The following is a 9,170-nucleotide window of genomic DNA, read 5'->3' as shown; positions in this document are numbered from 1 at the left end:
TAGTTTGCCGCGGTGTCGTGTTATCCCCAGAATATGTTGGGAAGGCTGTGGATAAGCTGGGCATACGCAGCGCAAGCCGTTGACAGAACGGCAATTGCCACCGACGATCGCACTGCGTGCAAACGCTGCCGGTGATACGTCCGGAACTCGCACTTGGCGGAACAGCGACCGCATCGGTCACGCCACCGCCTGCACGGGGGTCGGCCGCGCCGGCTAGCATGAACCCTATTCCCCGCATCATCGGCCCCGACGGCAATCCGATGCGCGTGACATACAACGTGCGCACCTAAACGCGATTCAACGCAACGTCGAGCGAAATGATTGCTGCGGCATCAGCCAGTGGTGATCATATTTGTACCACTTGCCTATAGACAGTCACCGTCCCGCCAGCACGCCATCGGGATGCCGTACGCGCCGCGATCGCTGGCGAACGCGAGGTGACGCGCGTACGCGCCATCAAGGATGGCGTTCAGCGTCTGGCGATCGTAAGCGCCCCGCCACACGTAATCCGCTCGATGACAAACCGGGCCCGCTCACTCACCGGCCCGCAAGGCAGCTCGGCCAAGCGGTAGCCCAGTGCGTCGTATGTCGACACCATCACATCGTATGTGCGCTGTGCTTCGTCGAAATCTTGCTTTCTTTCAGTATCTTGCACAAAGATCTCGCGCCAAGGAGGCGCAATGAATACCTGGCAGTTGTAGCGAAACGATTGCGCGGCGCGTAACACGTGTGGCGGCACTGGCAAGCCGCAAAGACGAAGATAACCCACGACATCGGGCACGCCTCGATCGAACAGGACCGGCACGCCGCACTCGCAAGCCAAATGATACGAGCGCATCTCCCAGCACAGCATCAGTTGCGCAAACAGCGCGGGATCATGCCATGGCAGCGCTGGACCGCCGATCCGTACCTGGTCTTGGATCACCCCCCTGCCTGCTTCGACTGAACGTGCATAGCCAGCCGCCTGCAGCGCGTCGAGCAGCGTGCTCTTGCCCGACCCTGGTCCCCCGGTGATCACATGGAAGCGGTCCACACAAATGAACTCATTATCTGCCATTGGCGTCGCCCCGATTCAATCCTTCACAGATTTAGCTATTCGCAGATCCACTATTTGCAAGCCCAGCTATTCGCAGATCGCCAGTGAGCGCGCCTGCATCGTCGCACGCCATAGGCGGTGCAGTTGCGGATCGCCGTTATACAGTTGAGTGACGCGGAACAGCAAGTCGTCCGGGACCTGCGGCAACGACGATGTCGCATATGAGGTCATGCCAGCGGCACCGCGCAACGCCAACTGAATGGTCGGAGCGAGCGCAATCGCCTCGTCACGCGCGGCATCCATGCCGAGCAGAGCGGCGACCAGCGGTTCAATCAGCCATTCCGGACTTGATACGGCAACGTCCTGCCGTTCTGGAGCACGTTCTGGCCGTCAAAGTGCGGCTTGTCGCGATACGGCGATTTGGCCGCGTACATGAACAACGCAATGCGCGCCGACACATCCGGCCGATCTCGATCAGCAACAGGTGCAGCATCGATGTGCCGTCGAGCCTTGTTGGCGAGGACGGATCAATGGCCAGCGCGTCGCGCAGCCGGCTATACCGAGGCCCGCATACCGCACAACGATATTGGGCTGGTCGGTTGCGCGCCCCTGAATCACGGACATGAAACGGCGTTCGGAACCGGCATGCGCGAAGAACCCGCGACCTACACCCAACTACGGCCGTGCAGCGCCAGTGGCCGAGGACCCAACGATCACTTGCACACACCGGCTGCCAATGGCCGGACACACGTAGCGGCCAGTGGCCAGCGCCATGCCATCGCGCCCCGCCGCGAAGGCATCAGACGCTTGGCAGCCTGCGCGTCGCGGCGCGCTCCTCGGCGCGCACGTCGAGCAACCGGCGCATCGTTGCAAACAGTTCAGGATAATCCAGCGGTTTGCGCAGGAACGCGTCATAGCGGACGAACGCGGGCGGACTGGATTCGCCCGACACAAGAATGAACAGCGTGTCGGCAAGCGCGGGATGATTACGTATCGCCTGACACAATGCACTGCCCGACATTTTGGGCATACGCCAGTCGGCCACGACAATATCGATTTGTGTCGCATCGAGCAGTGCCAGCGCATGCCCGCCGTCGGTGGCGCTCTGCACCCCGTAGCCCTGCTGCGCGCAGCAAATGGCCCAGGCAGCAAGGGTTTCCGGGTCGTCGTCGACAAGGAGTACAGTCGTCGTCACGTTTAGCTCCAACCATCCGAGTGCCGCCGCTCCCGGATGCGGCAACTCGCGTGCACTCAAACATATAAGAAAACCTTCGCGTGCACGATCGGCGACCGGTTCAGCGGGCGGACGCTCGTGTGCGAGCAAGCAGCACGCCCGCCAACGCGATGGCAAATCCGATCTATTGCACCGGCAGCAACGTTTCGCCCAAACGCCAGATAACTTTCTAATGCGGCCAACGGTGGCATCAGGAACAGCAGAGTCGTCGCCCGTGATGCGTCACCGCGTCGTGCCTTCCAAACCAACAAGGTCGTCGCGACACCCGACAGCATCGCGATACCCCACGCCAGCGATGCCCATAGTTGCGGCGCGGCGACAAAGCGGTGCTCGCCAAGCACCAGTGCGAGACCAGCGGCGATCAGCGCGGCGCCGGCGTTCTGTAACGCAGCGGCGCTGCTCAAGTGCGCGCTCGACAACGACATTTTCTGGTACAGCGTCCTCGCCGTGATCGTTAATACCGCGAAGATCACCGCGGTCACCACGATCCACTGCCCCATGCGGTCGCGCCGGCGACCGCATGGGGCAGCACAGCAGCGTCGTGTGCAGCGAGTTTAGGCAGCAGAACGAGCGCCACACCCGCCAAACCCACCCACAGGCCTGCCCAACCTCGCAACGAGAGCCGCTCTCCAAACAACCGCGATCAATGCCATGACTGCCGCCAATAGCGGTTGCAGCGCACCTAGCAGAGCCATCACGGCGAAGCCGAGTCCCTGCGCCACCGCCCAATAGCCCGCGCTGAGATAGAAGCCTTGCAGTAGCGCGCCGGCCAACAGAGGTTTGCCCGACTCACCGCGATCGAACCAGCGCACGTGCGCTACCCAGGCCGACACCACAGTAAACAGCAGTGCGGTGCCGGCAAAACGCCCTAGTCAATACAGGTTTGGGTCAGCGTACAGCGTGATTGCGCGCGCGACGATAAAACCCGTTGACCACAACGCGACAAACGCGGCAGCAACGACGAAAACCATGGAAGACGTGCTGTTCGCCAAATCGGCATTACTGCGCTGCGTAAAGCTCAGGTCTCGTTCAAACCTGCATGCGCAACGCCTGGGACAGCCTTGCCGCCAACCGCACGCCGCACAGCCGCGGGCGCCACAGCTGCGGCTTCCAGCCACGCGACGCCGCAGCCCCGCAGCGCCGATAAACATTATCGCCAGTTACTTAGAGTCGGTTGCCCAAGCCGGCACCGAGCGCACGCTTTTCGCCGAAACCGAGTGCGCACCAACGCCCTTTCGGGTGGTGGAATGGCGATATGCATCGCCATTCCATGCGCCCTGCGGCAATATCGCATCCAAGCCGGTGATCGTGTGCCGGTTGAACACGGGTTGCGCGATGCCGGCGTTACGCTGAGCACAATAGTCGAGCCAAGCGGCGCGTGCATACTTGCCGAGCGCGAGGACCGCTAACAAGTTGATCGTGGCCATCAGCCCCATGCTCAAGTCGGCCATCGACCAGATCAGCGGCAGCTTGCCGACGCTGCCAAACATCACCATGCCGAGCACCGCGAATCGGAACCCAATCAGCACATCCTTGCGCCGCGTGATGAACGTGACATTGCCTTCGGCACAGGCGTAGTTCCCCATGATCGACGAGAACGCGAGCATGAAGATTGCGCACGTCAGGAACGTCGCGCCCCAATCGCCCACATGGCTGGACATCGCGCGCTGGGTGAGCACTGCGCCCTCGACCGGCGCGCCAGGCTGGTACTCTCCGGACAACAAGATGATCAACGCCGTCGCGCTGCAGATCAGGATCGTGTCGACGAACACGCCGAGCATCTGGATCAGGCCCTGCGTGACAGGATGGCGCGTGGTCGCGGTCGCTGCCGCATTGGGCGCACTACCCATGCCCGCCTCGTTCGAGAACAGCCCACGCTTGATGCCGACCGCGACGATCTGGCTGATGGCGTAGCCCGCGACGCCGCCGGCCGCCTGCTCAAGACCGAACGCACTGCGCACGATCAACGCGATCATCGCCGGGAACGAACTCAAGTGCGCCAACAGCACGTAGCCGGCCAGCGCAAGGTAGCCGAAGGCCATCACCGGTACGAGGAACTGCGCGATGCGTGCAATGCGGCGAATCCCGCCAAAGATCACCGGCGCGATTAATACGATCAGTAAGCCCCCCGTGACGGCACGGTTTGTACCGAACGACGCATGCAGCGCGTCCGCGACCGAATTGGCTTGCACCGCGTTGAACACGAGGCCGAACGCAAGAATCAACGATGCGGCAAACACCATCCCGAGGCGTCTGGAACGCAATCCGACCCAGATATAGTAGGCCGGACCGCCACGAAAGGTATTGTCGTGATGGGACACCTTGAATATCTGCGCGAGCGTGGCCTCGACGAACGCGAGCGCCATGCCGAGCAGCGCGGTCAGCCACATCCAGAAGATCGCCCCAGGACCGCCGGCGCTCAATGCAACGGCAACACCCACGATGTTGCCCGTGCCGACCCGGCTCGCAAGCCCCGTAGCGAAGGCTTGGAACGAGGAAATGCCGTCGCCCTTGCGCTTGCCCTCGCCATCGTCGCAAAACAACGTCTGCACGCTCAGCGGCAGTGCGCGAAGCTGGATGCCGGCAAAGCGCCATGTGAACCATGCTCCCGCGCCCAGCAACAGCGCGATCAGCATGTAGTTCCACAACACTCCGTTCAGGTGGCCAATGGCCGATGCCAGAAAAACTCCCACGCTCATTCCTGTTACAACCCTTACGAATTGATTTCAGCGTCCGAATTTTACACATAACAAGCCGCCGCAGGGGTGGTTCCAGGAGAATTAATTACGGCTATTCGCTGTACCGCTGCTCGAATCGGTATTAATTACCTGAATCCATAACAATGAAAGGTTCGCTTGGAGGAAGTCAGTGGTCACCGCACGCCTCGCAGCCATGGTGGCTCGTCGAGGTTCCCGGCTAGTGCTAGTCAGGGTGACAAGCAGCGCGAGAAGGTACGTTAAGAACGCCAGAACTTGACTTATCGATAATTGCGGGTATTTCCTTATTGACGTCGCCTGTCGCGTCGCCCTAAACCACTGGCGGCCATCATTGATAGTCCACGGATTCCCCGTCGAATGCCCACTCGATTTGTCGGCTACACCGAGAGAACGCTGACACATAAAACGTACGCCCCCGCCATCCAACAGCACGCGGCCATTCGCTTCCCGAACCGTTTATTCGGATCCGACAGTCAAACAGAAACTGATAGCGGCGTAATGTGGACCCACCTCCTATCCTTCCGCCCATCATGAACATTAAGATCAACCCATTCCGCCAAGCCTGCCAATCCGTTTCGACACCCCGGGGCAATGTGACGACATCCAGCCATATCGCCGCAGGACGCGAGCGACCTTGGCAAAGCAAATTCGACGGCTTGCTTTCGCGCAACAAAAAGACGATATCGACGCAACCGCCAGCGGAAAAGCGGACCTCCACCGACCCGAAAACGTCACGGACAGCCCAGAATGTGGTCAAACGACTGAAACAGGTCTTCCGCCCATGCGGCTCGTCGGAAAGCAAGCTTTTGTCAGAGAACGAGCTTATTAAGCGGTTTCCTCAAGTTCCGCCACGCCCCGTCCCCGCTGACAATCGCGTCGGCGTTGGAACGAAAGCTTCTACACAAACCAGCACGACAAAGGGTGTTCCTCCACGCATCAAGCCACCCAAACGAAAAGACTCGCTCGTGCATCTGGCCACCCATGAGGCTGTCTCGGCTCTTCGAAGCAGTGGCTTTTCGTCAAAAGAGGCGTTCGCGAGGGTAAAAGCAGGCCAAGTCAACGTCAGAAAAGTCAAATTCGAAAAAGTCGAAGTCGAAGACAAAACAATGAAGGCCAAGTTGTTAAGCACAAAGACCCTACTCTCCGAAAGGGAGAAAACAGTGAAGGGTAATACTCTAAGGTTCGAGCAGCCCAAACATTTTGACTCGCTCGCGCAATGGGTCACCGATGAGATTAAGATATACGAGAGGGAAGACAGAGAAAAATGATGCCAGCATCTTTACGCAAAAAGACCTTGGTTTCCGAAGGGTAGAAAACGGCGAAACAGTCGGGACGCTGGCTACCTGTCGAGCCTGGGAATCTCACTCCACCCATAGTCCACCCATAGGTCTGAGTAGATCGGATAAAGGTTCCGTGATGGAGTGACCCAGGGGAACCTGTCCCCTATGGGGCCTTGCCGGAGCGGCAGAAACCGGGGCTCTGCGCATAGCGGCAAGCATCGAGCGGCGTGCCGGAGCCTGCCAGAGTCTTAGTGTGCCGGGATCATGAGACGATAACGGAAATAAATAAACGTCCTATGACCGAAGCAACAGTGACTAAAAAGAGCAAGAACCCGAAGGCGTTGAAGCTGCTCCCCGATGAACTGATGGGTCAACTGCTGGCGCGGATGCAAAGCAGGGATGCCGAGTCGATTTTGAGCGAATCGGGCTTAGCCGGGTAATTGAAGAAGCAACTGGCTGAGCGCATGCTCGCGGCGAAACTAACGCACCACCTGGAAAGCAAAGCCAAGCAAGACAACGATGGCAATCATCGCAATGGCACCAAAGCCCCAAGACGGTAACCACGTCCAATGGCGAGTTGAAGCTTGATATTTTACTTGACCGGCAAGCCACGCTCATCGTCTATGAACGGCCTGCCCACCCGAAGTGCCCTCCAAGGCCCCTTGTCCCGGATGGTCATACCATACGCTTGAAACTTTGCGGCAGGCAGTCAATCAGTTCGCCATTCTGTTCGGCGACCGGTTCACGAACGCCATCAGTTGAGATCTTTTAACTGACCTCGGCACACAAGATCCCTGGCCTATCCCCGTCTGGACACGCCGCGCTTCGCCTCGCCCGCCAATATCTCGGCTATGACCGAAACGGGCAGTCTAACGGCCGTTACGCTACTCCTACTTTCTCTAGCATCGACGACCATCAGTGTGGAACGGATGCGTTATTCGTTCCATCCCTTTTTTTGCACGATCGGTATTCCGGCATCCACTGCATCACGAAGTCCCGAACCGTTTGTACGGATCCGATATTCAAACAGAAACTGATGGCGGCGTATGTGAGCCACTCCTATCCTAACTACCATCATGAACATCAAGATCAACCCATTTCGCCAAGCACGCCAACCCGATCCGACACCCCGGGGCAATGTGACGACGTCCGGCAACACCGTCGCGGGACACGAGCGGTTTCGGCAAAGCAAATTCGACGTATTGCCTTCCCGCAAGAAAAAGACGATATCGACGCAACCGACAACGGAAAAGCAGGCCCCCTCCGACTGGAAAGCGTCACGGACATTCCGGAATGCGGCCAAGCTACTGAAAAAGGTCTTTTACCCATGCGGCTCCTCGCAGAGCAAGCTTAGGCAGGCTACAACCCAGTTAACCATGCCGGAGAACGAACTGATTACACCGGAAAGCGAGCCCATTAAGCAGTTTGCTCAATTCCCGCCACCTCCTGCCCCTGCTGACAATCGTGCCGGAGTTGGGACAAAAAACTCGGCCCAAACTGGCACAGTCACGGTAAATGGCACGACCATCATCCTGCCCAAACGAAAGGAATCACTTGCTCATTTTCAAGCCCACTCGTCGCGCGATGAGGCACAATTTCGTGGCGCCGATCTCTCTAGTACAAAACTGCAGCAAGCCGACACGACCATACCGTTCCGCCCACCGAAGTCAACAAAAAGACCGTCCATCCCGGCTTTCCGCCCTACCGAAGGCAACATTTCATCGAAGCAAACCGCTCCGGCAACACCGCCCCGTCCGCCGAAATCGAATAAAAGACCCTCGGGTTCTACTATCCGAAGCAGTCACACTTCATTCAAAGAGGCGTTCGCAAGGGCAGCAATGGTCCAACTCACCACCCAAAAAATGGAGACAGCGTCTTTACGCAAACAGACCTTGATCTTCGAAGGGTGGAAAACGGCGAGCGAGACGGGGCATTGGTTACCTGTCGAGCATGAAAATCACGCTCCACCAGCAGGCCTGAGCAAATCGGATAAAGATTCGACAATGGAGTGACCCAGGGGAAACTTGCCACATATGGACCTTTCGCGAAGCGGTAGGAACAGGCGTTCTGCGCACAGCGGCAAGCAACGGGCAGCGTGCGGACCCACATGACTCCACAGCGACGTGTTGATGGCTGTTCCTGGACACGCCATGCTTCGCTTCGCTCGCCAATACCTCGGATATGACGGAAAAGCAATAGACCCAACCCTTACTCTATTCGACATTCACCACCTATTAAAGGTCATTAGTATGGAACGTCTCCGTTTCCCTTCTTCCTCCCTTTTTCGCCGCACGACTAATGAGCCAGCAGCCCCAAAAAACGAGCGGTCATCGTCGTCAGCGACACGCCGCTCCGCATCGGGGGTTTTATCGGGTTTTAACAAACTTTTCAAAAGAAATAAAAATAAGAATGACATTCTCCCGCAACACCGTCCATGGACAGACAGCTTATTTGAGCTGCCTAAGGTACCGAATGACTCTACGATTCAGGAAATTAATGAAAAAATGAAATACCCTGCAAACGGCTCGATAAGGTCATTAAAACCAGAGGACCCTGAATATTTTTCCAAATTGGCCGAAAGAGAAGCATCCGCAGCAAAACAATCGCTGCCCCAGTCACCTGTCACCTCACTGCCGCCCCACTCGACGACGTCCAATACGGAGTTGCCATGGGCGTCGCGCAATGGGACCGACGCGAAGCAAGAACCCTCGAAAAAAAATAGTGTGGAAACGAAACTGCCCCGAAATGTCCTACGCACCCCCCTAAAGTGAATGTCAGCGATCTGCCGCCAACGCCGCCGATTCCGCGAGAATACGAGAATGGAGCGGCGCGGTCGGCGACGTCCCACCGCTAGCATGGAACGGTGCTACAACTGGCAACTAAAGCAAAAGGAAGACGCAGTT

Annotated in this window: 7 protein-coding genes and 2 pseudogenes; 3 read left to right on the top strand and 6 right to left on the bottom strand. The window is 58.1% G+C overall.

The annotated features are described in order from the left end of the window. Positions 1-469 precede the first annotated feature (469 nt). The 5 genes and pseudogenes from RBRH_RS15275 to RBRH_RS15255 form a co-directional block, all read right to left on the bottom strand. The gene (locus tag RBRH_RS15275; RefSeq protein ID WP_013429063.1) at positions 470-1,057 is read right to left on the bottom strand and encodes an AAA family ATPase; all 588 of its coding nucleotides are present in this window, start codon (positions 1,055-1,057) and stop codon (positions 470-472) included. A gap of 66 nt (positions 1,058-1,123) precedes the next feature. Further along, a complete protein-coding gene (locus RBRH_RS16590) occupies positions 1,124-1,339 on the bottom strand; it encodes a hypothetical protein (protein WP_013429062.1) in 216 nt (71 codons plus the stop codon). 496 nt (positions 1,340-1,835) lie between these two features. Continuing rightward, on the bottom strand, positions 1,836-2,231 hold the full coding sequence (locus RBRH_RS15265; RefSeq protein ID WP_041755092.1) for a response regulator: 396 nt from the start codon (positions 2,229-2,231) through the stop codon (positions 1,836-1,838). 163 nt (positions 2,232-2,394) lie between these two features. Beyond that, positions 2,395-3,241: pseudogene (locus tag RBRH_RS15260) on the bottom strand (DMT family transporter). A 189-nt stretch (positions 3,242-3,430) separates the two neighbouring features. After that, positions 3,431-4,969 carry an alanine/glycine:cation symporter family protein gene (locus RBRH_RS15255; RefSeq protein ID WP_013429057.1) on the bottom strand — a complete coding sequence of 513 codons (1,539 nt, stop codon included), beginning with the start codon at positions 4,967-4,969 and terminating at the stop codon, positions 3,431-3,433. A 548-nt stretch (positions 4,970-5,517) separates the two neighbouring features. On the opposite strand from RBRH_RS15255, the gene RBRH_RS18255 reads away from it, so the two are divergent. From RBRH_RS18255 to RBRH_RS18245, 3 genes and pseudogenes are all read left to right on the top strand, one after another. Then, the gene (locus tag RBRH_RS18255; RefSeq protein WP_157864599.1) at positions 5,518-6,255 is read left to right on the top strand and encodes a hypothetical protein; all 738 of its coding nucleotides are present in this window, start codon (positions 5,518-5,520) and stop codon (positions 6,253-6,255) included. A 308-nt stretch (positions 6,256-6,563) separates the two neighbouring features. After that, positions 6,564-6,880, top strand: a pseudogene (locus RBRH_RS18250) (transposase); the annotation flags it as partial. A 463-nt stretch (positions 6,881-7,343) separates the two neighbouring features. Continuing rightward, positions 7,344-8,279 carry a hypothetical protein gene (locus RBRH_RS18245; RefSeq protein WP_013429053.1) on the top strand — a complete coding sequence of 312 codons (936 nt, stop codon included), beginning with the start codon at positions 7,344-7,346 and terminating at the stop codon, positions 8,277-8,279. Between the two features lie 473 nt (positions 8,280-8,752). Here the strand turns inward: RBRH_RS18245 and RBRH_RS19500 are convergent, their stop codons facing one another. Further along, complete coding sequence (locus tag RBRH_RS19500; protein WP_157864597.1) at positions 8,753-8,923, bottom strand: hypothetical protein; 171 nt, start codon at positions 8,921-8,923, stop codon at positions 8,753-8,755. Positions 8,924-9,170: the final 247 nt, after the last annotated feature.

It is taken from the genome of Mycetohabitans rhizoxinica HKI 454, from assembly GCF_000198775.1.
Lineage (GTDB): Bacteria > Pseudomonadota > Gammaproteobacteria > Burkholderiales > Burkholderiaceae > Mycetohabitans > Mycetohabitans rhizoxinica.
Note: the sequence above shows the minus strand (reverse complement) of the source record. Positions and strands in the feature narration are given on the sequence as shown.